The following is a 22932-nucleotide window of genomic DNA, read 5'->3' on the forward strand; positions in this document are numbered from 1 at the left end:
GGTGGTAAGAAATATGATCACAGAGATCAAAAAAGCAAGTGAATTCTTAAGAGAAAGAACGAGTGTTTTACCTGAGATCCTCATCGTTCTTGGATCTGGCTTCAGCTCTTTTGTAGAAGTCATGGATAACCGTACTACTATAGATTATAAAGACATTCCACACTTTCCACAACCAACGGTGGAGGGCCACAGCGGAAAACTGGTCTTCGGGATTGTGAAAGATCGTCCCGTGATGGTGATGGCAGGAAGGTTTCATCTCTACGAGGGACACGTTCCCCAGACAGTTGCTTTTCCCATCTACGTTGCGAAGTTTCTTGGAGTAAAGGGTGTGATCGTCACGAACGCTGCTGGCGCGATAAATCAGGAGTTCAAACCCGGAGAAGTGATCCTGGTGCGGGATGTTATAAACTTCATGTTCAGAAATCCTCTGAGAGGCCCGAACGATGAAAGGCTTGGTCCCAGATTTCCCGACATGTCATCAGTGGTGGATCCAGAGTGGGCCAAAAGAGTGAAAGAGAGAGTAGAATTGAAAGAGGGGGTTTACATAGGAGTGTTGGGACCGAGTTACGAAACACCAGCTGAAATAAGGGCTTTCGAAAAACTTGGGGCCGATCTTGTGGGAATGTCCACAGTTCCGGAGCTGATAGCAGCTAAGCACTGTGGTTTGAAGACGATCGTGTTTTCCTGTGTGACCAACATGGCCTCGGGTGTCAGCCACGGAAGGCTTTCCCACGAGGAAGTGATAAGAACAACGAAAATGGCACAGGGCAGAATAGAAAAGGTGCTGAGAACGGCAGTGGAGGTGTTTTGAGTGAAGGAAATAGTAGATGCCATATCGCAATACAACAGAATACTCGTTGTGGGGCACATTATGCCAGATGGTGACTGTGTGAGTTCCGTTTTGAGCCTGACACTGGGACTGGAGAAGATAGGCAAAGAAGTAAGAGCCGCTATAGATTACAGGGTTCCCTACGTGTTCGAAAACTTTCCACACATCGAAAAAATTGAGCAGAATGTTGACTTTGAACCTGAACTTGTGGTTGTAGTGGATGCTTCATCTCCAGACAGAATAGGAAAATTTCAGGATCTTCTGAAAGAGGTTCCCTCCGCGGTGATAGATCATCATTCGACGAACGTTCTCTTTGGAAAGTGGAACTGGGTGGATCCTTCGTTCGCTGCCACAGCACAGATGGTCTTCAGATTGAACAAAAAGATCGGTGTCGAGTACGATCCTGTCCTCGCCACTCTGAACTATCTTGGAATAGCAACGGACACAGGATTTTTCAGGCATTCCAACACGGACGCCAGGGTCTTTGAAGATGCTTACGAACTGGTGAAAATAGGGGCGGATGCGCACTTTGTTGCAAAGGAAATTCTGGAAAACAAGAGGTTCGAACAGTTCAAACTCTTCGCAGAGGTCCTGGAAAGACTACAGCTTCTGGAAAATGGCAGGATCGCTTACTCTTACATCGACTACGATACGTACTTGAGACACAACTGCACTGATGAGGACAGTGCCGGATTCGTTGGTGAACTTCGCTCCATAAGGGATGTGGAAGTCGCCGTTTTGTTCATGGAATTCCCGAAGGGGAAGATACACGTTAGCATGAGGTCAAAAGACTGGTTCAACGTGAACGAGGTGGCCTTCGAACTTGGAGGAGGGGGACATCCCAGGGCAGCGGGTGTGACTTTCGAAGGAGAAAAATTGGAAGATGTGATTTCGAGGGTTATAGATCATCTCCTTGGAAGATTCAAAGAAGGTGTAAGCCGTGAGGGTGAAAAGACTTCTCAGAGAAGCATACTGGGGGGATGAGTTTCTCGTAGAAGAAGACGGCGAAGACAAGGTTCTCAAGATAGTGAACATTCCTCTGGACAGGTACTTTTTCTTCAACGAGTACTCAAAACTGAAAAGACTGAAAGTTCCAAACGTCCTCATACCTGAAAAGATCAAAATCTCAGGAGAAAAATATCTGCTCTTCTATCCTTACTATCAATCTCTCAAGCCGCTTGAAGCCTTGAGCGAAGAGGTTTCGGGGCAGATTTTGAGGCTCTTCACGTTTCTTTCAAAAGCGGGAGTGATCGTTCCAGTTTTGGGACTGGACGATTTTTTGCTGGGAAGCGGTGTGGTATTCGTTCCCTCGTTCATCAGTGACCTTTCGGATAAGACAAAAGAAGTGGTGTTTTCCGTCGAAAAAACTCCTCAAGCAACCCGAAAGGTATGCCATCAGTTCTTGAAAAAACATGGAATAGACCCGATTGAGATCGAAGATGATCTGCCAGTTACATTGACCACAGAGATCAGGTTTCCATACGTACACAGGGAAATCGAAGGAGAAATAAAAGAAGGTATAGATCAGACCACCCGTTTTCCCTTGTTCATCTTGATAACCGGCGAACAGAGAGTTGGAAAGACGAAGATGGCATCTGTTCTGGCGGACGATCTCAGAGAAAAAGGGTTTCTCGTGCACCAGGTTTTTTCTCTTTCGGACCTGAAAATGTGGTACGATGCTTCTGATGAACTAGATCTTCTGACCAGACTGGACGACGGTGAGAAGAAAGTGATTCTGATCGATGATCTTTCAGATGGGTCGGATCTCATTCCTCTCATAGAGAAGTTATCGACGATCTCCACCAGCACAGAAATCGTGGTCATTGGGACATCTACAAAGACCTACGACTTTTTCCACAGGATTTACAGGCTTTCTCCGTTCACCCTGGAAGAAACACAAGTTTTTCTGGAAAGATCCCTCGGAAAGATTCAAGATAGCACTGTGAAATTGATCTACCATCTCAGCAGAGGCCTTCCCGGATACATGGTGGAAATCCTCAAGGTCCTGAACGGAGCAGATCCTGGAGACGATGCTTCAAATGTTTTTGAACCTCTTCTTCAAAAACTAGACTCACCTGGGATCAGAGATCTGAGCGTTTTGGGTCAGAAATTCACAGGAGATGAACTTCGTGCACTTCAAAAGATCACTGGAGAAGATCTTCCCAGAATCGTAGAGAAAGCGATGAACACTGGTATCATGATGGTGGAAGATGGATACTACAGGTTCACGTTGAAAGAGTTCTGGGATTACTACTACAGGAAAGTGCCCAATAGGAGAAAAAGTTTTCTTCACGAACGGCTCTTTAAGGAGCTTCCGGAAGATCTTGCTCTAAAACATGTTATGTCCATAGAAGACGTGAAAGCCCGGGCCGTTCAGATTTTGAGGTACGTGAGGAACCACTTCTGGGAGTACGAAAAAACGAGGTCGATGATCGAGTATCTGGAAAATCTGGAAAAATCTCTTGGAAGAACTCTCTACACTATTGAAAGTCTCAAGACAAAGCTTCTTTTCAGAATAGATCACTCCATGATAGAAAAGGAGAACTTCAGATTTTCATGGTTTGTGAGATTCAAAGAACTTGTTGGCAATCCGGAAAGGGTGTTCGAAAAAAGCGGACATCTTTCCTACCGTGATCTCTACGGTCTTGCTATTGCTTCACGCTCTTACAGAAGGGCTGGCAAAAGAGTGCCCCAGAAACTGTTGGAACTCATCGAAGAGGAACTCGAAAAGAAGAACTTCTCAACAAAAGAGCAGCGCTATCTGAGGGCTGTTTTGCTTTACGAAAAATTTTCTGCAAGCGAAGAGCATGATCTTTTAAAAGAAGCCATGTACATCGCTACTCAGGAAAGATTCCTGGATGTGGAGATAGCCGGTTACAGAGCCCTTGGCACCCTGTCGAGGACCAGGGCAATGAGTAATTATTATTTCAACCGTTCCCTTGAGATCTCAAAAAAGATAGATCCGTCCCTTGCCATCGTCGATGAAAGCAATCTGACGTGGAGACTTCTCTACGAGGGAAAAATCTCCGACTTTCTCACGCAGCTTCACCGCCTCAGAAAACAGTCTCAACTCTTTGGAAGTGCGACCATTCTCTCCTACACTTACTTTCTGGAGGGGCTTTACTATCTTCATAGAAAAGACTATCAGAACGCGGAGAAAATTTTCAGGATTGAACTCGATCTGGAAGAAAGAAGCCACATCGAAAGGCGGGCACTTCGAGGCCTTGTGATAAACCGTCTCTTCGCTGGGGATTTCGAAGGTGCAAGATCTCTTTTGAAGAAAGAAGAACCGGAATTCGAAAGGTTCGGTTTTGGGTTGTTGAGAAAGATGGTACTCGCAGAAAACGACGCAGAATTTCTAAAGACATGGAAAGAAGTGATTGACCAACCAAGGAAGTTTTTCAACGAGGAGATCGCCTATGTCTTTTCTGAAAAACTTGCAAAGTTAGATCCAGAAGGTTTCGAAGAATTCGCTCTGGAACTTGAAAAGGAGAATGTGGAAAACACCTCCAACCTCACACTGGCACTGGTTTATGAAAGCTTTTACAGATTCTACACCGTCCTGGGTCAGAACTTCAAGGCAAAAAGATTTCTGAAGAAGGCTATTCTGGTCTACAACACAATAGGGTTGAAAGAGGTATCGTCGAAACTGGAAACAAACCTGGAGACCTTTTCCTTTGAGAGCAGAATACCCCATTACCTTTTCGTGAGTTTCATCGAACCAAACAAGGATTTCTCTGAAGTGATGGAACTCGTTGCTGCGAAACTTTCGGAGATATTACCGTATGATGTTTTCTCTCTGAAGATAGTGGAAAGACGAACTGGGAAGGCGATAGAAGAATTCAGTACCTCTTTTTCGGGTGTTTCCGATGGAGAGGATTTCCTCGAGACGTCTCCTTTTAAAACACGCATGTCCTTCAATCTGGACATGAGACACGACATGTTGATCTACATAAGCACCAACCTGGAGTGCGACGAAAAATCGGCCTGGGATTTCGTGGAAGCGCTCGAATGGTTCGGCCATACCCTCACAGCGGTGCTCAGAGAGCGTCTGTACAGGGACAGAAGCATAAAGGACTCGCTCACGGGAGTTCTTTCCAGGTGGTATTTCATGGAAAGACTCGAAGAAGAGGCGTACAAATCAACCAGGTACAGAATACCTCTTTCTCTGATAATGTGTGATATTGATGATTTCAAGAAAATCAACGACCAGTTCGGTCACATGAGCGGGGACAGTGTCCTCAGATGGATTGGAAAGAAGTTGCTTTCAAGTTTGAGAAAAAGCGATCTTGTGGGAAGGTACGGGGGAGAAGAATTCGTGGTTGCTCTTCCCGGAACCTCCTTGAAAGAAGCCAGACTGGTGGCTGAAAAACTGAGAAACTCTATAAAAACCGATCCTGAAAACACCCACCATATCACCATGAGTTTTGGAGTTTCAGAGTACATTCCAGGTGAATCCACATTTGAAACCATAAAGAGGGCCGACGAGGCCCTCTACATGGCAAAATCCCTTGGGAAAGACATGGTGGTCACAGAGCAAGAACTCTCTCAACGATCTTTCTGAATTCTTCTTCTATCACAGTTCCTCTCTTGTAAACCACAGCGGGTTTTCCATCATCCGAAAGTACAGCCACCTCTGGATCCATGGGAATTCTTGCAAGAAGTGGAACGTTGAATTCCTCTGCTATCTTCTCTGTTTCACCCTTTCCAAAGAGGAATATCCTTTCTCCGCACTTTGGACAGACAAGGTAAGACATATTTTCCACAACTCCGAGGATCTTTCCGTTCAATCTTTTCACAAAATTCATGGCCCTTCTCACGTCGTCTCCTGCCACTTTTTGAGGTGTAGAAACTATTATTACGGCATCGGGCTTTATTATCTGGAAGGTGGAAAGTGCTTCATCTCCCGTTCCTGGCGGAAGATCACAGATCAGATAGTCAATTTCTCCCCAGTCCACATCTTTTGTGAGTTGTTCTATCGCCCGATGTTTCAACGGACCTCTCCAGATCACGGGGGCGCCTTCCTGAAGGATCATGGCAAGAGAAAACACTTTAAGAGACTCTCCGTATTTTGCCGGAACGATCTTTTCTCCTTCAGAAGGGGGAAGGGACACACCGAGCATTCTCTGAACGTTGGGGCCGTGAAGGTCGAGATCCAGAAGACCCACCTGATACCCTTCCGATGCCAGAGCGACGGCGAGGTTGACTGCAACGGTTGTTTTTCCGACCCCTCCTTTTCCACTCATGATCGCCAGTTTCTTCGTTTTCTCCAACGTTAACACCTCACGATGCGAGGGCTTCTTTGGCAATTCTCACGTACTCCTTGAATGCCTCTGGATCGTTCACAGCAAGTTCAGAAAGCATCTTTCTGTTGATGGAAACACCTGCCAGTTTCAAACCGTGAATGAACTCACTGTATTTCAAACCTTCATTTCTAGCGGCTATGTTGATCCTGGTGATCCAGAGTTTCCTCATGTCTCTCTTCTTTATCTTTCTTCCAACGTAGGAGTACCACTTGGACCTTACGTACATCTGTTTTGCGAGTTTGTACCTTCTACTGAGGGCTCCTCTGTATCCCTTCGCCTCTTTCAGAAACTTCTTTCTTTTCTTCTTTGCATGCACGGCTCTTTTTACACGCATAGTTCATCCCTCCTCATTTTTTCCCAAGAAGCCTGAGAATTCTGTTCTTGTCTGCACTTGACACGACATCCTTCTTCCTCAGTGCTCTCAGAACGTTCCTTCTCTTTTTCCTCGTCTTGTGACTCTTGTAGGCATGATTTCTGATGATCTTTCCTTTTCTTGTGATCCTGAACCTTTTTGCTGCGCTCCTGTTCGTTTTCATCTTGGGCATTTTCGGGACCTCCCTTAAGAATTTTTGGGCTTCAGGACCATCCACATGTCTCTTCCTTCCATCTTCGGTGGTCTTTCAACGACCGCAAGATCTTCAGTGTCTTTGATCACCCTTTCGAGAATTTCCCTGCCTTTGTCTGTGAACATCATCTCTCTCCCGATGAACATGACAACAACCTGAACCTTGTGTCCTTCTTCAAGAAACCTTCTGATATGCCTTACCTTGGTCTGATAGTCGTGTTCGTCGATCTTCAATCGGAACTTCATCTGTTTTAGTTGAACAGCCTTCTTTTTGTTTTCTTTCTGTTTCTTGGTGAGTTGGTACTTGTACTTTCCATAGTCCATTATCCTGGCAACGGGGGGATCTGCGTTTGGAGCAACAAGTACAAGATCAAGCCCCTTCTCTCTTGCAAGATCCAATGCCTTCCTGGTGGGCATGATACCTATCTGTTTTCCGTTTTCGTCCACTACTCTGACCTTCGGAACCTTTATTTGTTCGTTCCTAGGAAGATCCACGTTTGCACCGATACCGATCGCCTCCTCTTTCACAAAAAATAGCGGGCAAAAAGCCCGCTTCCCTTTGAAGCTGATGTTCTCAGGGATATTTACCCTGGTAGCCTTCTGCTCCAGGGTGGGAAGCCGGGCTGGCCTCCACTTGCTTTTAAAAAATTCTGGTGGGCCGTGCAGGACTCGAACCTGCAACCCCCTGATTAAGAATCAGGTGCTCTACCTGTTGAGCTAACGGCCCACCCCAATGGTTTCCTCTGTGGTGCCCCCGGGAGGAATCGAACCTCCATCTGCGGATTAGGAATCCGCCGTTCTATCCGTTGAACTACGGGGGCCCCCGCTGGTGGAGCCGATGGGACTTGAACCCACGACCTCTACCGTGCCATGGTAGCGCTCTCCCAACTGAGCTACGGCCCCACCTTCTGCTTCTATATTATAACATGACTTGTTTTCCTTGAAAAGACCTTTTTTGACACACCGGAGAGAATTATAACATGAAGATCTGGAATGTTCAATCCCTTACTCCAAATTACTTGACACGACAGGTTGGAAAGTGTTATGATTAGTCAGTACCATCTTTTGTTAAGGAGGCATGTGGTATGAGAGGAAAGGTCAAGTGGTTTGACGCCAAGAAGGGTTACGGATTCATCACAAAGGACGAAGGAGGAGACGTGTTTGTACACTGGTCAGCCATCGAAATGGAAGGTTTCAAGACGTTGAAGGAAGGCCAGGTAGTTGAGTTCGAAGTTCAAGAAGGTAAGAAAGGTCCTCAAGCAGCGCACGTAAGAGTAGTTGAGTGAAGAGACCAATCAGCCCCCATCCGGGGGCTTAAATTTTGCCTTCCTCTTGATTTTTGATCTCATGTGTGGTAGTATTTGGCATGTGAGAACATACAATGTTGGAGAGGTGAGGACCCGGTGAAAAAGGGAATACATCCAGAAATAAAACTTGTAACGGTCAAATGTGCGTGCGGTGCAGAGCATACTTTCTACACAACAGCCGATAATGTAAGAATCGATGTGTGTTCAAAGTGTCACCCCTTCTACACCTCCGGTGGAAAAGGTGGTGTCCTCATCGTCGACACGGAGGGTAGAGTGGAGAAGTTCAGAAGGAAGTATGGAGACAATTACTGACGGTAATACCACTTTTGTGAGGAGGGTTTTTTGTGAAAGTTGGTGAATTTGTGAAAGGGAAAGTTTCTAGGATCGTTAGGTACGGAGCTTTCGTGGATATCGAAGGGGGGGAAAGAGGCTTTATCCACATCTCGAAGATCTCTAAAGACTACGTCAAAAGAATAGAGGACTACTTGAAAGAGGGACAGGAGATATCCGCGAAAGTGATTGGAAAAGCCAGAAATGGTGGCTGGGAACTTTCTCTGAAAGACGTGTCCGAAGACACGGAAGCGAAAACTGAGAAAAAAGATATGGATTTTGAGAGAAAACTCTCTAGATTTTTAAAGGAAAGCAGTCAAAAGTTCTCCGAGTATAAAAAGAGACTTGAGAAAAAAGGCAGAAGAAGTTCGTGGTGAAAAAAGCGGGGGATTTCCCCGCTTTATTTTTTTAGTAGAGCCTTTTTGGGAAATCTCCCTCTTCTTTTACAACGATCACCTCTGTTCCAACACCCGCAAAGGCGTCCAGTTCTTCTACATCCCTGTTGAACATCCTTATACATCCGTGTGATATCCTCTTTCCTATTTCCCAGGGTTTTGAAGTACCATGAATCGCATAGGTGGGGTTCGAAAGTTGAAGGTATCTGGTTCCAAGACCGTTCAACGGTGTCCTGGGTGAGATGTACTCTCCGAACCAGTAAAGAGCGGGATCGATCTCTTTCCTCAGGATCCAGTATCTTCCAGGAGGTGTGGCATCGCTCCTTCCCAGTGCCACCGGGTACACCTTCAGCAGGACACCATCGTAGTAGAGCCCCAGTTTGGAAGAAAACAGGTTGACGACGATCGTAACCGGATTCTCTCGAAAGGTAACACGACCTATTTTCAGGATCTGTCCCACCATGATCCTGTGCGGATCCTCCAGGCGGTTTATCAGGACCAAATCCCCCACCCTCACACCGTACTGATTCGCTATGCTCCAGAGGGTCTCACCTTTTTGAACAACGTGCTGAGAAAACACGGTGTAGTCAAAATTTCCGTCTTCTCCGCGCATGGAAACGGCAACCCGCTTTATAACGTAAACTTCCTTCTCGACGAAGAAGGTGTAGTCCAGTGGCCCTTTGAACTGAACTTTCACAACGTGGGAGCCGTCTTCAAGGAAAGACCTGAAAACACTGATCCACTTTCCTTCGAATTTGAAGAATCTGAAGGTCCTGCCCTCCAGTTCCAGAGAAACCGGTGTGAAATCATCTGATTCGACAACCACGTAGATGTAAACATCGTCTTTTTTGATATCCGAGATGATCTTTATATTTGGCTTTTCACGGGTTAGCCGCAGAAAGGTGGGTGATACGTGATGCATTCTTTTGCCGAAAACGTTGAGGCCTTCAATCACTGGAATGATAAGATCATCTCTCTTCAATTCAAAGGTGTATTCATCACCTTCTATCTTTTCTGGAAAAACGAATCCAGTAGGAGTGTAGAGGTAGAAACTTTTGATTTCACCGGTGTAGAGTTTTTTTACAGAGAGGGTTATCTCAAACTCACCCATGTGTTTCAACTCAACGAGATGATCCGCTAACGATATCTGAAACAACATCAAGAATACCGCCAGCCACACGAGTCTTTTCATCTTCATCAATCCTTTTGATGAGACCTTCTCTGTTGTAAATGAAGACCTCCACTCTCTCAGAGGAGAAGGCTTTCCTTGCGTCGTTTAAAACGATGAGGTCCAGGTTCTTTCTTTTCAACTTTTCCAGGGAGTTTTTTTCGAAGTCTTCGACTTCGGCAGCAAAGCCAACAAGAAACTGATGCTTTTTCCTTTTACCGAGTTCTTCAAGAATGTCTCTGGTTCTTTCAAGGTGAAGTGTCAGTTCTTTTTCTGTCTTCTTCAGTTTTCCACTGAACGTTTCTTTCGGTTTGTAATCACCGACGGCGGCGTTCATGATGACGATGTCCACGTCGTCGTATCTTTTCATCACTTCGTTGAACATCTCTTCTGAGCTTTCCACCGAGACAAATTCATCAACGAAATAGGGTGGTTTCAAATGTGTGGGACCAGACACCAGATACACGGTTGCGCCCATTCTCTTTGCAACCGTTGCCAGAGCGTATCCCATCTTACCCGAGCTTGCGTTGGTGATAAATCTAACATCATCTATTCTCTCACGCGTCGGCCCCGCTGTTATCAGCACACGTTTCCCGAGGAGTTTTTTTGGGGTCGTGAGAAGGTAGATCGCTTCAACTATCTTCTCGTTCTCCGGATACCTTCCCCTGCCAGTTTCTCCACAGGCGAGATGACCCTCTTCCGGTTCCACCACGAACCAGCCGAGTTTTTTCAGCTTTTCGAGGTTTTCTTGAAGGACAGGATTCATGTACATTCTGTGGTTCATCGTCGGCACGAGAATCTTTGCTTTTTTGTTGAAACCCATCGCAACAAGAGTAAGCAGGTTGTCGGCGATCCCGTTTGCGATCTTCGAGATCGTGTTGGCCGTCGCAGGGGCTACGACGAACACATCTGCTTCTCTTGAAAGCTCCGTATGAGGAATCCAACCGTTTTTTACTTCCATATGATCGATATACACCGGACAATTTCCCACCGAGGAGAACACCACCGGTGAGATCATCCTGGCTGCATCCGGTGTCATCACCACACAAAGTTCGTGGTTTTCCTTTCGAAGTTTACTGACAAGATCAACCGCTTTGTAGATCGCTATACCACTGCTGACACCGACCAAGATCTTCATGTATCACTTCACCTTCGGAATGAGGGCTTTGAGAATATCTTCGTTCTTTATTCTGATGTAGTTCATACTCAGCTCCATGAAGGCGATGCTGACGGGATTTTCGTCTTCTGTGATCACAAAGGGCTTGGCGTACTCTCTTATGGCTTCCGCCCGCTTGGCCACAACGACCGGGATGGCGTACTTGTAAGGTATCTTTTCCAGAATTTCGTCGTATTTCAGTTCGAACTTCACCATCTTTTCCATCCTTTCACCTCCATCTTGAACTGTTCTATCCTGTCCAGGTTTCTGGAAACTTTTGATCTTTCCGCTGTCAGAATCGCCAGTACCGTTTCTATTGCCCTCTGGAGATCATCGTTGATCACAATGTAGTCAAACTCATCCATGAACATGAGTTCCCATTTTGCGTTCTCCAGTCTCACGAGGATGTCCGCTTCCCTTTCCGTTCCCCTTGCAAGGATCCTCTCTTTCAAATCTGAATAAGACGGAGGAGCGATGTATACGAACACTGCGTTAGGATAGTTCTTTTTGACGGACAGCGCGCCCTGCACGTCGATATCCAGTATCACATCTTTGCCTTCGGCGATGTGCGTTTCAACGAAAGAGCGAGGTGTGCCGTAAAGATGTCTGTGTACACGTGCCCATTCCAGAAACTCACCTTTTTCAACTCGCCTCAGGAATTCCTCCTCTGTGATGAAAAAGTAATCTTCTCCATCCACCTCGTGAGGGCGTTTTGGCCTGGTGGTGCAGGAGACGGAAAATACCACGTTGTCTATTCTTTTGAGAACTTCTTTGATGATGCTGGTCTTTCCTGCTCCCGACGGTCCACAGATGACGAAGAGTTGGCCTTTCATTGTTCACACTCCTACTTTTTTCCTTCCCGGAGAGTTTTTTCTATCTCGTAGAAGTTTTCCATGAATCTCTGTGCGATCGTTTCAGGCTGTATAGCACTCAGAATGATGTGGTTACTGTCTGTGATTATTATGGATCGTGTTTTCCTTCCATAGGTTGCATCGATCAGTTTTCCCTCTATTTTTGCCTCGTCTTTCATCCTTTTCAGAGGTGAGGACTCTGGATTCACAATGGCTATCACGCGATCTCCCGCTATGACGTTTCCAAAACCAATGTTGATCAACCCGTACACACTCTCTCCCCCTCATTCAACATTTTGGACTTGCTCTCTGAACTGAGAAACAAGCACTTTCCCCTCAAGGGCAAGGTTAGATATGTCAACAGAAATCGATTTCGATAGAATTGTATTCAATTCCCGTAACATCTCCTGACCGAGAAAATCCAGATTCAACCCAACGGAAGAATCACTTTCAATCAGTTCAAGAGACCTTTTTATGTGACTTCTGAGGCGCGTTATCTCCTCTCTTATATCAGCTTTCGTCGATATGAAGGCTATGTGGTTCTCCAGTACATCCTCTCTCACCGATATGTCCTGAGGAAGGATCTTTTCAACTTCTTCTTTCAATTTTTCCCGGTAAAGAGCAGGGATTTGATCTGAATACTTTTCAATTTTCTCGACTCTTGCCAGTAGATCTTCCAGAATCTTTTTCAGGTCGACGGCGATTCTTTCTCCTTCTTTTCGCCTCTCTTCAACCAGTTTTTCCAGTGCCTCCCTCAAGATCGGCACGAAGTGATTCCAGACGTTTTCAATCTCTTCGTCTGAAAGCTCCATACGGAAAACATCCCTGAACATGAGGAGGTCCGAGAGCTTCACTGGTTCGGGCAGAGAAAGTGTGTTGACAACGTCTTCGAGCATGGAATGATAGGCCTGTACGATGTTTTTGTCGATTTCGAGCACTTTCGGTGGTTCAAGAAACTTTATCTGAACCCTGAGATGGATTTTCCCTCTTTTTACGTACTCCTGAAGGATGCTGTTCATCTCCAGTTCCTTCATGGAGAGATACCCAGGTATCTGGCTTGTGATGTTCAGACCCTTCGAGTTGAGGGACTTCACCTCTACCCTGAAATGGTAGGGACCAGACACTCTTTCAACCCTGCTGAAACCTGTCATGCTTTTTATCACCGAATATTCCTCCTTCTGATTGAAATTATACCATTATCGGCGATTATTTTCGTTTATGCCCAGAAAACTCAAGATTTCTCCTGTTTTCTCCAGAAAATAATTTACTTCCTCCTCGGTGTTGTATCTGCAAAGGCTGATTCTTATCGCACCCTGAGCAATCCTGCGATCGATTCCCATGGCTGTCAGAACGTGACTGAGGTTTTCATCTTTACTTGTGCAGGCAGAAGAGGTGGAAACGAATATGTCGTGGCTGGAAAGAAGGTTCTGAAGGGTTGATCCTCTCAGATTCGGGAAGGAAACGGAGAGAGTGTTGGGGAGTGAAATGTCGAGCGGCGTTATGATGTGAGCCCCTAGTTTTCTCAGGCCTTCAGCGAGTTTTCTTCTCAGTCTTTCCATGTGTTCCATGGCACTCTCGAGGTTTTCAACGGCAAGTTCCATCGCCTTCGCTGCACCGACTATACCTGGAACGTTTTGAGTGCCGGATCTGAGACCTCTTTCCTGTCCGCCTCCGTGTACAAAGGGGCGTATGGGGGCACCTTTTTTTATGAACGCTATACCGACACCCTTTGGACCGTGGAACTTGTGTGCGCTGAAACTCGCATAGTCCACGTTCAGTCTTTCAAGAGAAAAGGGAATTTTTCCTATCGCCTGAACGGCGTCCACATGTATCAGGATTTCTTTGTTTTTCTTCTTGACGATTTTTACGACTTCTTCTATGGGTTGAATGGTACCCACTTCGTTGTTTGCGGCCATTACGCTGACAAGGAACGTGTCCTCGTCTATCATTTGCTCCAGTTCCTCCAGTTTCACGACACCTCTGGAGTCAACGGGGACGTATTTCACCCTGAAACCCCTGAGGGAGAGATACTTCAGTGTTTCGAGAACTGCTTTGTGTTCTATGGGAGTTGTGATGATGGTTCTTTTCCTCTTCTCAAAGACTTCCGCAACCGCTTTGTGTATCCAGTTTATCGCCTCTGTTGCGCACGAAGTGAAGAATATCTCTGAAGACGATACACCGAGGATCTTCGCAATCTTTTCTCTTGCCTTTTCAAGATGAAGGTTTGCTTCTATTCCCATTCCATGGGCGGAATTGGGATTTCCAAATTTTTCTTTGTAGAACGCTATCATCTCTTCTAGTACTCGTTCGTCCAGCCGCGTCGTCGCGTTGTTGTCGAAATAAACTCTCACTCTGTCCACCTCGCTTTCAACTCCTCTACGCCTTTTCCGACAATACTTTCTACGTAATCTCTCAATTCCCTTTCACCAGAAAATTCCCGTGGGTCAACGGGCTTATGTATCTTAAGAAACACCTTTCCGGGGGTGAAAATCCAGTGGTTTTTCGGTATCAAATGGTAGGTTCCCCAGATGGACACGGGAAGAACAGGTACACCGGTCTTGATAGCGATCATAAGGCTGTCCTTTTTGAACGGAAGCATTTCACCGTTTGGAGACCTTGTGCCCTCTGGAAAAACGACAAAAATAGTACCGTTTTTCAGTTTCTCAATCGCTTCTCTCAGTGCCCTCACAGCCTTTCTTGGATTTTTTCTGTCAAGAAAAACCCCATTCAGATATTTTATGTACCAGTTCACGCCCGGTATCTTTTTCAGTTCTTCTTTGGCAATGAAGGCACCTGTTGCGACAAACCCGAGTATCAAAGGAATGTCCATAATGCTCTGGTGGTTCGCTACAACGATGAAATTCCTGTCCTTCGGTATGTTCTCTTTCCCCTCGACGACCACTTCAGAGAAGAGCCACTTGAACGCTCTCCTTCCGAACTTTTCTATCTCTCTCAGGACGTACTCTCTTGCCCTTTCTCTGCCCTTCATTAAAAAGGACCTGAGGAGCACGAATCCCCCATAGAAGACGATGTAGACAACCGCTATGAAATAAAAGTACAGGGTCACCAGTAGGTTTTTGAACTTTTTCACTCTATCACCTCGATCCTTCTTGTCCTGAACGCTTCTTCTTCAAGTACTGATAGATCGGGTATGTTCCGTTCCAGATCCTCCAGAGTAGAAGGGTGAGATCTTGTGGCGGGGTTTTTCGGTGCAAAGAAAACGCAACTGTCCTGGTAAGGTTTGATGGATATTTCGTACGTTCCTATTTCTTTTGCTTTTTCTACGATCTCCGTCTTGTCGAACCCCGCAAGGGGTCTGATCACCGGCCTTGTTGTGACACTTTCAATCGACCACAAATTCTCCAACGTCTGACTTGCAACCTGCCCAACGTTCTCACCGGTGTAGAAGGCGATCGCATCGACTTCTTCTGCTATTTTCTCTGCGATTCTGAACATGGACCTTCTGTACATGATCAGGGAATATTTATCTGGAACACTCTTTTTTATCCTGAGCTGAATTTGTGTGAGATTCACCACATGCAATCTCAGAGGATGTCCTCCACTGAATTCTCTGAGCACCCTGAGGATGTCTTTTACCTTTTCAACAGCGCCTTCCGATGTGAACGGAGGTGACACGAAGGTGACGGACTCTATCAAAACACCCCTCTTCAAGGCGTACCATCCGGCAACCGGGCTGTCTATTCCACCGGAGAGAAGCAGTATCGCCCTTCCGCCCGTGCCAACAGGAAGACCGCCGTAGCACTCAACTTTGTCCGTGAACACAAGGATACCCTCTGGCCTCACCTCAACCCCCAGAACAAAGTCTGGATTGTGCACGTCCACGCTGAGTTCTTTGAAGTTTTTGAGAACGAGAGCACCGAGTTCACTGTTCATTTCGTAGACGCCCTTTTTGTACTCCTTGTATGCCTTCTTCGCCTGAACTTTAAAGGTCCTGAACTCTCCCTGTTTCAGTTTCTCCTTCACCGCAACAAGGACTGTTTTTTTCACTTCCTCGAAATCGTGGCTCACAAGAAACCCTCTACTGAAATTCTGAATTCCAAAAATCTTTTTCAGCTTGTCGTCGAGATTGATATCTTCATCGAGTGGTATGATGAACCTCCCCCATTGTTTTTTCACCTTCACACCCGTTATCTTTTCGATGTTCCTCTTCAGAGCGTCCTCGAAATTTTTTCTGTTTTTTCCTTTGAGACCTATCTCGGCGTACCTTATTATGTAAACTCTCAATCCGTCCACCTCCGGATAAAATTTTAGCAGATGGGCAGAAAGGTTGCCCGTCTCAGGTGTATAATGTAAAATGAAAATGAACCGAAAGTTTCAGGAGGGATGTTACATGGCAGAGTATATAATAACACTCGCTTCATCGGACGGCAAGGTGGATATCACCACTTCCACTCCGTTCGTTGTGGCCCTCAGAGATCTTCTTTACGAGGGCGACTGGGAAACCTTAAAAGAGGATATGAAAACAAAGGAGAACATAATGAAAGAGGTTCAAACGTGTGAAAAACTCGAAAAGGTTGTTCATCTGGACGAGACCATCTATGAACCTCTCATCTTCCCGGAGTTTCAGGAGTGGCTCGGAGAAGAAGGTATCAGTGTGAAAGACTTCAAAAACGTTTCGCTGAAAGGTCTCTACGATCTTGCCCTTGAGTACGCCGATCGAAATCTTTACGATGTGGCGCACGATATAATCAAGTTCATGCTCGACATCGACGGTAATTACGCTCCTGCGTACGAATTGAAGGGATCTCTCCTTGTTGAACAAGGAAAGATAGAGGAAGGTATCAAGTATCTTGACAAAGCGGTGGAGATAGATCCATGGCTTGTACAGGCTTACGCTTCTTTAGGAGAGGCCTACTACAACCTCGGTGATTATGAAAAGGCGGTTCATTACTGGGAAAGGGAACTGGAATATGCTCCCGATGACAAACTCACCTATTTTGTTTTGGCGGAAGCTTATCAGGAGATGAACAGAAAAGACCTTGCCGCCCAAACATTGGAAAGGCTACTTGAAAGAGATCCAAACAACATTCCCGCTCTGTATCAGCTCTCAGAACTCTACCGAGCTTTCGGCAAAGAAGGGAAGGTGAGAGAGATGGAAGAACGCATTATGAAGATCAAACCAAGGTACCCCACTGAAATTGAACCGTGGGCAAAGGTTATGCTCAAGCATGGAAAATACGAGGAAGTAGCGGAAGAACTGGAAAAGATAGTTGAATCGTCTCCTCTGAACACGCTTGCAAAACTTCTTCTTGTGGTTCCCTATGTGAAAATGGGAAAGATCGACAGGGCAAAAGAATTACTCGAAGACCTCGAACAGACAAACGTCTGGTATTATTATGGAAAAAAGGAAGTCTTCGATGAATTTCTAACAGAGGAGGAAAAATCAGTTTGCGGCATATCCTGATGTTTGGACTTGGGTTGATAATCGGAAGTTTCCTCAACGTGGTGATCTACAGATCAACGAAGGAGGGTCTCAAACTGTGGGATCCTCCTTATTCATTTTGCCCTAATTGTAAAAGTAGAATACGATGGTATGACAACGTACCCCTTTTGAGTTATGTTCTGCTGAAGGGAAAGTGCAGGTACTGTGGCTGGAAGATTCCTTTGAGATATCCGACTGTGGAATTTCTGACGGGGCTGGTGTTTCTTTTGAATTCTCTTTTCATGAAAAACGTGTTGGATCTTCTACTGTCTTGCGTGATATCCTCGGCTTTGATTGCCATTTCTTTCATAGATCTTGAGACTTTTTTGATACCGGATTATCTGAACTTCACGGTCGTTGCAGCCTCTTTCATGATGGCGCTCAGAGGTTATTTTCTAGATCATCTGTTGGCCTTTTCCGTGGTGACGACCATATTTCTGGTGTTGAAGTTTCTCTATAAAGAAGGCCTGGGAATGGGTGATGTGATTCTTGCAATGGGAATAGGCATTCTTCTCCCTCCCTTCCCGGCTATAGTTGCTGTTCTCACCGCTTCAGTTACAGGTATTCTGTTTGCACTGATAAAGGAAAAGGGTAAAATGGATATAAAAATGCGTATCCCGTTTGGGCCCTTCCTTGCTCTGGGAGGATACACATTGTTTCTCATATCGTACAAGATGGGGTGGTTGTAGTTGGCCAGAGTCTTTCTTAAAAAACTCAACAGGAGGCTTTTGAGTGGTCACCTCTGGATTTACGAAAACGAGATCTCGAGAATAGAGGGCGACTACGAAAACGGAGAAGTTGTGGATCTTTTCCGTCCCGATGGTTCTTTCTTTGGGAAGGGGTACATAAACGATCACTCGAAAATTAGGGTGAGAATCCTCACCCGAAAAAACGAAAGAATAGACGGTGAATTCATAAAGAGAGGAATAGAGAACGCCATCAGAAAGAGGAAATCTCTCAAAGACACGAATGCCTTCAGAGTGGTACACGGTGAGGGAGATTTTCTGCCAGGACTCATTGTGGATCTTTTCGGTGATTACGTTGTCGTTCAGATCACAACGCTGGGAATGGAAAGGATGAAGAACTGGGTTCTCGATGCCTTGATAGAACTTCTACAACCAAAGGGAATATACGAAAAGTCGTCCGGAACATTCCGCGAGAAAGAGGGACTGGAAGATCGGGAAGGATGGGTCTACGGTGAGGGTCCTGAGTTAATCGAGTTTGAGATGAACGGGCTGAGGTTTCTCGCTGACATGAAAGGACAGAAGACCGGATTTTTCCTTGATCAGAGGGAAAACGCAAGGATGGTGCTCGACTTTGCAAAAGACAAAGTGTGTCTGGATGCCTTTTCCTATACGGGAAATTTTGCTGCACACCTTTTGAAAGGTGGAGCCAAACATGTCACTCTCGTGGACTATTCCGAAAGGTCCCTGGAGATCGCAAGAGAAATACTGAAGATGAACGGTTTTGAAAATTTCGACACGATCACCGGCAACGCCTTTGACATTCTGAAGAACTTCGACAAAAGTGGAGAAAAGTACGATCTTGTGGTGTTAGATCCTCCATCCTTTGCGAAAAGTACCAGAAGTCTTGAGAGTGCAAAAAGAGGATACAAAGAGATAAACCTGAGAGCGATGAAGATTTTGAGAAAACCGGGAATCCTTGTGACATCTTCCTGCACCCAGATTGTTTCTGAAGAGACGTTCAGAGAGATCCTCATGGACGCTTCCCTCGACACCAGGACCTACTTGACTGTGTTGAAAAGAGGAGGGCAACCCTCCGATCATCCTGTCCTTCTGAACGTTCCGGAAACGCAATACCTGAAGTTCTACATTTTCCAGGTCGAGAAGAGGTGGTAACGTGTTTTCAAAACGGGTGTTGAACTTCGAAGAAAGTCCCATAAGAAAACTCGTTCCGTACGCCGAGGCAGCGAAAAAGCGTGGCATAAAGATCTACCATCTCAACATCGGACAGCCCGATCTGAAAACCCCTGAAGTGTTCTTTGAAAGTATACGAAAAAGAACACCGGATGTTGTCTACTACTCACACTCTGCTGGTATACCGGAACTTCGAGAAGCGTTTGCCTCTTACTATCAGAGAAGGCAAAACGCCCGTGTGAAATCTGAGAACGTTCTGATCACAAACGGAGGAAGCGAAGCAATTCTTTTCTCCTTCACCGTTGTGGCAGATCCTGGTGATGAGATACTCGTTCTAGAGCCTTTTTATGCGAATTACAAGGCTTTTGCGAAAATAGCCGGTGTGAAGCTCGTACCCGTGATCAGGCAGATGGAGGATGATTTTTCGATCCCAGGCAACCTGGACAAATTTGTGAGCGATAGAACGAGAGCGATCGTGCTGTCCAACCCCTGCAATCCAACGGGGGTGGTCTACGGCGAAAGGGAACTACGTTATCTTTTGGATTTCGTTGAAAGAAAAGACCTTTTCATGATAGTCGATGAGGTCTACAGCGAAATAGTCTTTCGTGGAAACTTCGTGAGCGCAACGACATTCGAAAGCGACAGGGTGATAGTGGTTGACAGTGTTTCCAAGAAATTCAGTGCGTGCGGTGCTAGGGTAGGATGTCTCATCACGAAGAACGAGCAGGTGCTGAACCATGCCATGAAACTGGCTCAGGGAAGACTGGCACCTCCTCTTCTTGAGCAGATAGGCTCTGTTGCCCTTTTGAACCTCGATGAAGATTTCTTCAGAACCATCAGAGAAACCTACAGAGAACGCGTCGAGATCGTCATAAAAAAACTTGAAGAGTACGGACTGAAGAGATTCACCAGACCTTCGGGGGCCTTTTATGTCACCGTGGAACTTCCTGTGGACGACTCAGAGGAGTTCGCCAGATGGATGCTCACAGACTTCGCTCTCGACGGTGAAACGACGATGGTTGCACCGCTGAAGGGTTTCTACATCACGCCAGAACGTGGGAAAAGGGAGATCAGAATTGCGTGTGTGCTTGACAAAGAGGTTCTCTCAAGGGCCATGGATGTTCTCATGGAGGGATTGAGAACGTGGTTGAAAAAGTTCTCTTCGGTTCAGCAATATCTTTCCTAACCGCTCTCTATTTTTCTATCCCGAAAGTTTTCAGTTTGAAAAAGCTCTTAAAAGCTGCTCTTTTCTCCCTGCCGTTTAGTTTTGTGGATTGGAAAATCCTTTTTATGGTTTTTCCAGTTGCTTATGCCCTGGAGGTTCTTGGATCGAGCGGTCTTCTGGTTCTTCTAACGCTTCCTGTTGCTTTGTTCAACATTTTGCTCTTTCACGTATCCATCATGATACTTGGTTTTGTTGTGTTCTTGAGGAAAAACCCTCTTGAGAAAAACCTCCCTTTTCTGGAAGTTTTCTTCATCTTCCTTCTTGCCTTCTTTTCCATACTAGGTCTCATCAGAAGAGAGTATACCTTCCTGTTTTTCACGGTCTTTGCTTTTCTGATTTTTCTACTTGAGAAGAAGTGGCGGGCAAAGAGTGAGAGAACACTTCAGGAGAAAACGGAAGAACTTTCCGCTGTTAACCAGGAACTTACCGCACTGAATCAGCAACTCACGGCTGTGAACCAGGAACTGGAAGCATCTTACGAGAGCCTTCAGGTGTTGTCCGCTCAGTTGAATAGAACGATGGAGATCCTCGGAGAAATAGATCTTGAAACCGATCCGTTTCCTGTTCTGGAGAGGATCTATTTCGAATCAAAAAAGTTGCTGGAGCCTTTCTCAGGACTTGAAGTGAAAAATTCAAAACAAGAGCTCATGGTTGGAGAAAAAACTGAGGAGTTCCTTTACAAAAGATCGAAAGATTCAAGCGTGAAACTGTTCGTGTCAAGGGAACTGGAGAAAGACGAGGAGGCGTTTTTAAAATCCTTAATGAACTTTTCGCTTTTCCTTTTGAGAGCACATGACTCCTATTGCGAAGTGGTTGAAAACCGGAACGCACTGTCTCACATGCTCGCTTCCCTGGAAGGGGTCCTAACGGTTTCGAGCAGAACGGAACTTCTGGAAAAGATGCTTTTCTACTTGAAAAGCATGTTTCCGGGAGTGGTTGTCTCTTCTGTCACCATGTCAGAAGATGGTGAACTGTCCACCTTCTTCTTGAGAGACGGGAAAATGGAAAAGGTGAAACTGGATCGAGGAATCGTTGTGAAAGCCTTCAGAGAAAGAAAGGACATTCTCGTTGAGGATGTCAAAGACTTTCCGGAGTTCTTCGACGTGACAGGCGGAAGGGTAAGATCTGCCGCCGCTGTTTTCTTTGAGTACGAAGGTGTGTCTTTTGTGATAGAGATAGAAAAAGAGTCAGCGTTTTCTGAGTTTGAGTTTTCCACATTGAAGATAATGGCCCGTGTTCTGGGTATTTTCCTTTCAAGGCTGGTTCTCTACAGAAAGTTGAGGAGAACGTTCTTTCAGACCATCGAGGCGTTTTCCTACGCGGTTGAGCTGAAAGATCCTTACACCAGTGGTCACAGTGTGAGGGTTTCAGAGTATGCGCAGGAGATCGCCAAAAGGATGGGGCTATCAAAGCACAGAATTGAGAGGATAAGAATAGCAGCCCTTCTGCACGACATAGGAAAAATAGGGGTGAGAGGAGCTATCCTCAACAAGACTTCAAAACTCACCAAAGAGGAATACGAAGAGGTAAAGAAACATCCAGAACTGGGAGAAAGGCTGATCAGCAAGGTAGAAACCTTTTCCGACATCGCAAAGATCGTAAGACACCACCACGAGTGGTACGGTGGCGGAGGATATCCGGACAACCTTCGTGGAGAAGAGATCCCCCTGGAGGCCAGAATAATCGCAGTGGCAGACGCTTTCGATGCCATGACCAGCGACAGACCGTACAGAAAAGCCATGAACAAAAGAACAGCCCTTGAGATTCTTCGAAAGAATGAGGGACTTCAGTGGGATCCCTCTGTCTTGAAAGTTGCTCTGGAATATTTCAGCGAACTTTGATGAACTTCATACCTGTTTTTTTACAAGCACCGTCGTTTACTTCATCGTCGCCGTACATGACACAGTCCTCTGGCAAAACTCCGATTTTTTCACATATTTCAAGGTAATACCTCGGATCGGGTTTGCAGAAGTGAAAGCTCTCCATATCCGTTATCAGATGGAAATCCTCTTCTGAGAGACCTATCCAGTTCAACCTTTTCGTTATGGCTATCCTTGGAAAAACAGGATTCGTTGCAAGAACGATCTTTCCTCCTTTCTTTTTCTCACTGAGAAGATCCAGCGTTTTTCTGAGAGGCCTAACTGTGTTTCTGAGAGCATCGAAAAGATCACTTCTGTAGAAATCCATGAAAAGGTCTTTCCATTCTTCGGCCTTTCGCTTCGTTTTACTTTCAAGGCATTTCATGTATCTTTCGAGATTTGTGGGGCCATCCGGTTTTCTTGTTATTTCCTCTACACAATCGAGAATCAGGTTTGGCGAGACCAGGACGCCCTTTTCTTTGAAAAACGAAATCAGATGTTTGAAGTATTTCTCCGCAAAGCCATTATCTTTTGCCAGCGTTCCATCATAATCGAAAAGAAAGACCTTCATTTTCTTGACCCTCCTTTTTAACTATTCTAACACTAGTTCGGTGATAGAAT

Annotated in this window: 25 protein-coding genes and 3 tRNA genes; 11 read left to right on the forward strand and 17 right to left on the reverse strand. The window is 45.7% G+C overall.

Annotated features, from left to right (window positions below; translation table 11 throughout):
* Window positions 1-13 precede the first annotated feature (13 nt).
* The 3 genes from AS006_RS07785 to AS006_RS07795 are packed head-to-tail and all read left to right on the forward strand — an operon-like array spanning window position 14 to window position 5393.
* A complete protein-coding gene (locus AS006_RS07785; protein WP_101513802.1) occupies window positions 14-811 on the forward strand; it encodes a purine nucleoside phosphorylase I, inosine and guanosine-specific in 798 nt (265 codons plus the stop codon).
* Window positions 812-1813, forward strand: coding sequence for a bifunctional oligoribonuclease/PAP phosphatase NrnA (locus tag AS006_RS07790; RefSeq protein WP_101513803.1), 1002 nt, complete (start codon window positions 812-814; stop codon window positions 1811-1813).
* Window positions 1770-5393 (forward strand): GGDEF domain-containing protein, encoded by a 3624-nt coding sequence (locus tag AS006_RS07795; RefSeq protein WP_199167522.1) that lies wholly within the window; start codon window positions 1770-1772, stop codon window positions 5391-5393. The genes AS006_RS07790 and AS006_RS07795 overlap by 44 nt, the downstream gene beginning before the upstream one ends.
* On the opposite strand, the gene AS006_RS07800 is transcribed toward AS006_RS07795, so the two are convergent.
* The 7 genes from AS006_RS07800 to AS006_RS07830 all read right to left on the reverse strand — a co-directional run bounded on the left by AS006_RS07800 (window position 5359) and on the right by AS006_RS07830 (window position 7603).
* Window positions 5359-6102, reverse strand: coding sequence for an Mrp/NBP35 family ATP-binding protein (locus AS006_RS07800; RefSeq protein ID WP_101513804.1), 744 nt, complete (start codon window positions 6100-6102; stop codon window positions 5359-5361). The genes AS006_RS07795 and AS006_RS07800 overlap by 35 nt on opposite strands.
* A gap of 10 nt (window positions 6103-6112) precedes the next feature.
* Entirely contained in the window at window positions 6113-6469 is a 357-nt protein-coding gene (rplT, locus tag AS006_RS07805) for a 50S ribosomal protein L20 (protein ID WP_101513805.1), read from the reverse strand.
* Between the two features lie 13 nt (window positions 6470-6482).
* A complete protein-coding gene (gene rpmI, locus AS006_RS07810) occupies window positions 6483-6680 on the reverse strand; it encodes a 50S ribosomal protein L35 (RefSeq protein WP_101513806.1) in 198 nt (65 codons plus the stop codon).
* Window positions 6681-6694: 14 nt separating this feature from the next.
* Window positions 6695-7381 carry a translation initiation factor IF-3 gene (infC, locus tag AS006_RS07815; RefSeq protein WP_233185697.1) on the reverse strand — a complete coding sequence of 229 codons (687 nt, stop codon included), beginning with the start codon at window positions 7379-7381 and terminating at the stop codon, window positions 6695-6697.
* Window positions 7352-7427, reverse strand: a tRNA-Lys gene (locus AS006_RS07820). The genes infC and AS006_RS07820 overlap by 30 nt, the downstream gene beginning before the upstream one ends.
* Window positions 7428-7446: 19 nt before the next feature.
* Window positions 7447-7521: transfer RNA gene (locus tag AS006_RS07825), tRNA-Arg, on the reverse strand.
* A 6-nt stretch (window positions 7522-7527) separates the two neighbouring features.
* Window positions 7528-7603: transfer RNA gene (locus tag AS006_RS07830), tRNA-Ala, on the reverse strand.
* A gap of 182 nt (window positions 7604-7785) precedes the next feature.
* Between AS006_RS07830 and AS006_RS07835 the strand changes: the two genes are divergently transcribed.
* From AS006_RS07835 to AS006_RS07845, 3 genes are all read left to right on the forward strand, one after another.
* Window positions 7786-7986 (forward strand): cold shock domain-containing protein, encoded by a 201-nt coding sequence (locus AS006_RS07835; RefSeq protein WP_015919363.1) that lies wholly within the window; start codon window positions 7786-7788, stop codon window positions 7984-7986.
* 117 nt (window positions 7987-8103) lie between these two features.
* On the forward strand, window positions 8104-8319 hold the full coding sequence (gene rpmE / locus AS006_RS07840; RefSeq protein ID WP_101513807.1) for a 50S ribosomal protein L31: 216 nt from the start codon (window positions 8104-8106) through the stop codon (window positions 8317-8319).
* A gap of 32 nt (window positions 8320-8351) precedes the next feature.
* Window positions 8352-8714 carry a S1 RNA-binding domain-containing protein gene (locus AS006_RS07845; RefSeq protein WP_101513808.1) on the forward strand — a complete coding sequence of 121 codons (363 nt, stop codon included), beginning with the start codon at window positions 8352-8354 and terminating at the stop codon, window positions 8712-8714.
* 31 nt (window positions 8715-8745) lie between these two features.
* Here the strand turns inward: AS006_RS07845 and AS006_RS07850 are convergent, their stop codons facing one another.
* The 9 genes from AS006_RS07850 to thiI are packed head-to-tail and all read right to left on the reverse strand — an operon-like array spanning window position 8746 to window position 16152.
* Window positions 8746-9891, reverse strand: coding sequence for a L,D-transpeptidase family protein (locus AS006_RS07850; protein ID WP_199167524.1), 1146 nt, complete (start codon window positions 9889-9891; stop codon window positions 8746-8748).
* Complete coding sequence (gene coaBC / locus AS006_RS07855; protein ID WP_101513810.1) at window positions 9854-11038, reverse strand: bifunctional phosphopantothenoylcysteine decarboxylase/phosphopantothenate--cysteine ligase CoaBC; 1185 nt, start codon at window positions 11036-11038, stop codon at window positions 9854-9856. The genes AS006_RS07850 and coaBC overlap by 38 nt, the downstream gene beginning before the upstream one ends.
* 3 nt (window positions 11039-11041) lie before the next feature.
* Window positions 11042-11281, reverse strand: coding sequence for a DNA-directed RNA polymerase subunit omega (locus tag AS006_RS07860; protein ID WP_101513811.1), 240 nt, complete (start codon window positions 11279-11281; stop codon window positions 11042-11044).
* Entirely contained in the window at window positions 11266-11889 is a 624-nt protein-coding gene (gmk, locus tag AS006_RS07865) for a guanylate kinase (RefSeq protein ID WP_101513812.1), read from the reverse strand. The genes AS006_RS07860 and gmk overlap by 16 nt, the downstream gene beginning before the upstream one ends.
* 11 nt (window positions 11890-11900) lie before the next feature.
* Window positions 11901-12179 (reverse strand): DUF370 domain-containing protein, encoded by a 279-nt coding sequence (locus AS006_RS07870; protein WP_015919370.1) that lies wholly within the window; start codon window positions 12177-12179, stop codon window positions 11901-11903.
* Window positions 12180-12191: 12 nt separating this feature from the next.
* Window positions 12192-13070, reverse strand: coding sequence for a YicC/YloC family endoribonuclease (locus AS006_RS07875; protein WP_101513813.1), 879 nt, complete (start codon window positions 13068-13070; stop codon window positions 12192-12194).
* Between the two features lie 33 nt (window positions 13071-13103).
* Window positions 13104-14258, reverse strand: a complete 1155-nt coding sequence (locus AS006_RS07880) for a cysteine desulfurase family protein (RefSeq protein WP_101513814.1) — start codon at window positions 14256-14258, stop codon at window positions 13104-13106.
* On the reverse strand, window positions 14255-14998 hold the full coding sequence (locus AS006_RS07885) for a 1-acyl-sn-glycerol-3-phosphate acyltransferase (RefSeq protein ID WP_101513815.1): 744 nt from the start codon (window positions 14996-14998) through the stop codon (window positions 14255-14257). The genes AS006_RS07880 and AS006_RS07885 overlap by 4 nt, the downstream gene beginning before the upstream one ends.
* Window positions 14995-16152 carry a tRNA uracil 4-sulfurtransferase ThiI gene (gene thiI / locus AS006_RS07890; RefSeq protein ID WP_199167526.1) on the reverse strand — a complete coding sequence of 386 codons (1158 nt, stop codon included), beginning with the start codon at window positions 16150-16152 and terminating at the stop codon, window positions 14995-14997. The genes AS006_RS07885 and thiI overlap by 4 nt, the downstream gene beginning before the upstream one ends.
* 106 nt (window positions 16153-16258) lie before the next feature.
* Here thiI and AS006_RS07895 point away from each other — a divergent pair, with 106 nt between their 5' ends.
* From AS006_RS07895 to AS006_RS07915, 5 genes are read left to right on the forward strand one after another with little or no spacing between them, the layout of a single operon-like run.
* Window positions 16259-17332, forward strand: a complete 1074-nt coding sequence (locus AS006_RS07895; RefSeq protein ID WP_101513817.1) for a lipopolysaccharide assembly protein LapB — start codon at window positions 16259-16261, stop codon at window positions 17330-17332.
* Entirely contained in the window at window positions 17317-18039 is a 723-nt protein-coding gene (locus tag AS006_RS07900; protein ID WP_101513818.1) for an A24 family peptidase, read from the forward strand. The genes AS006_RS07895 and AS006_RS07900 overlap by 16 nt, the downstream gene beginning before the upstream one ends.
* The gene (locus AS006_RS07905) at window positions 18040-19209 is read left to right on the forward strand and encodes a class I SAM-dependent rRNA methyltransferase (RefSeq protein ID WP_101513819.1); all 1170 of its coding nucleotides are present in this window, start codon (window positions 18040-18042) and stop codon (window positions 19207-19209) included.
* Window position 19210: 1 nt separating this feature from the next.
* Complete coding sequence (locus AS006_RS07910) at window positions 19211-20413, forward strand: pyridoxal phosphate-dependent aminotransferase (RefSeq protein WP_101513820.1); 1203 nt, start codon at window positions 19211-19213, stop codon at window positions 20411-20413.
* Entirely contained in the window at window positions 20371-22293 is a 1923-nt protein-coding gene (locus AS006_RS07915) for an HD domain-containing phosphohydrolase (RefSeq protein WP_233185698.1), read from the forward strand. Before AS006_RS07910 ends, AS006_RS07915 begins: the two co-directional genes overlap by 43 nt.
* On the opposite strand, the gene AS006_RS07920 is transcribed toward AS006_RS07915, so the two are convergent.
* The gene (locus tag AS006_RS07920) at window positions 22280-22882 is read right to left on the reverse strand and encodes an HAD family hydrolase (RefSeq protein ID WP_101513821.1); all 603 of its coding nucleotides are present in this window, start codon (window positions 22880-22882) and stop codon (window positions 22280-22282) included. The genes AS006_RS07915 and AS006_RS07920 overlap by 14 nt on opposite strands.
* Window positions 22883-22932 lie beyond the last annotated feature (50 nt).

Origin of the sequence: Thermotoga sp. SG1, from assembly GCF_002865985.1 — a bacterium.
In the GTDB taxonomy this organism is placed as follows: domain Bacteria; phylum Thermotogota; class Thermotogae; order Thermotogales; family Thermotogaceae; genus Thermotoga.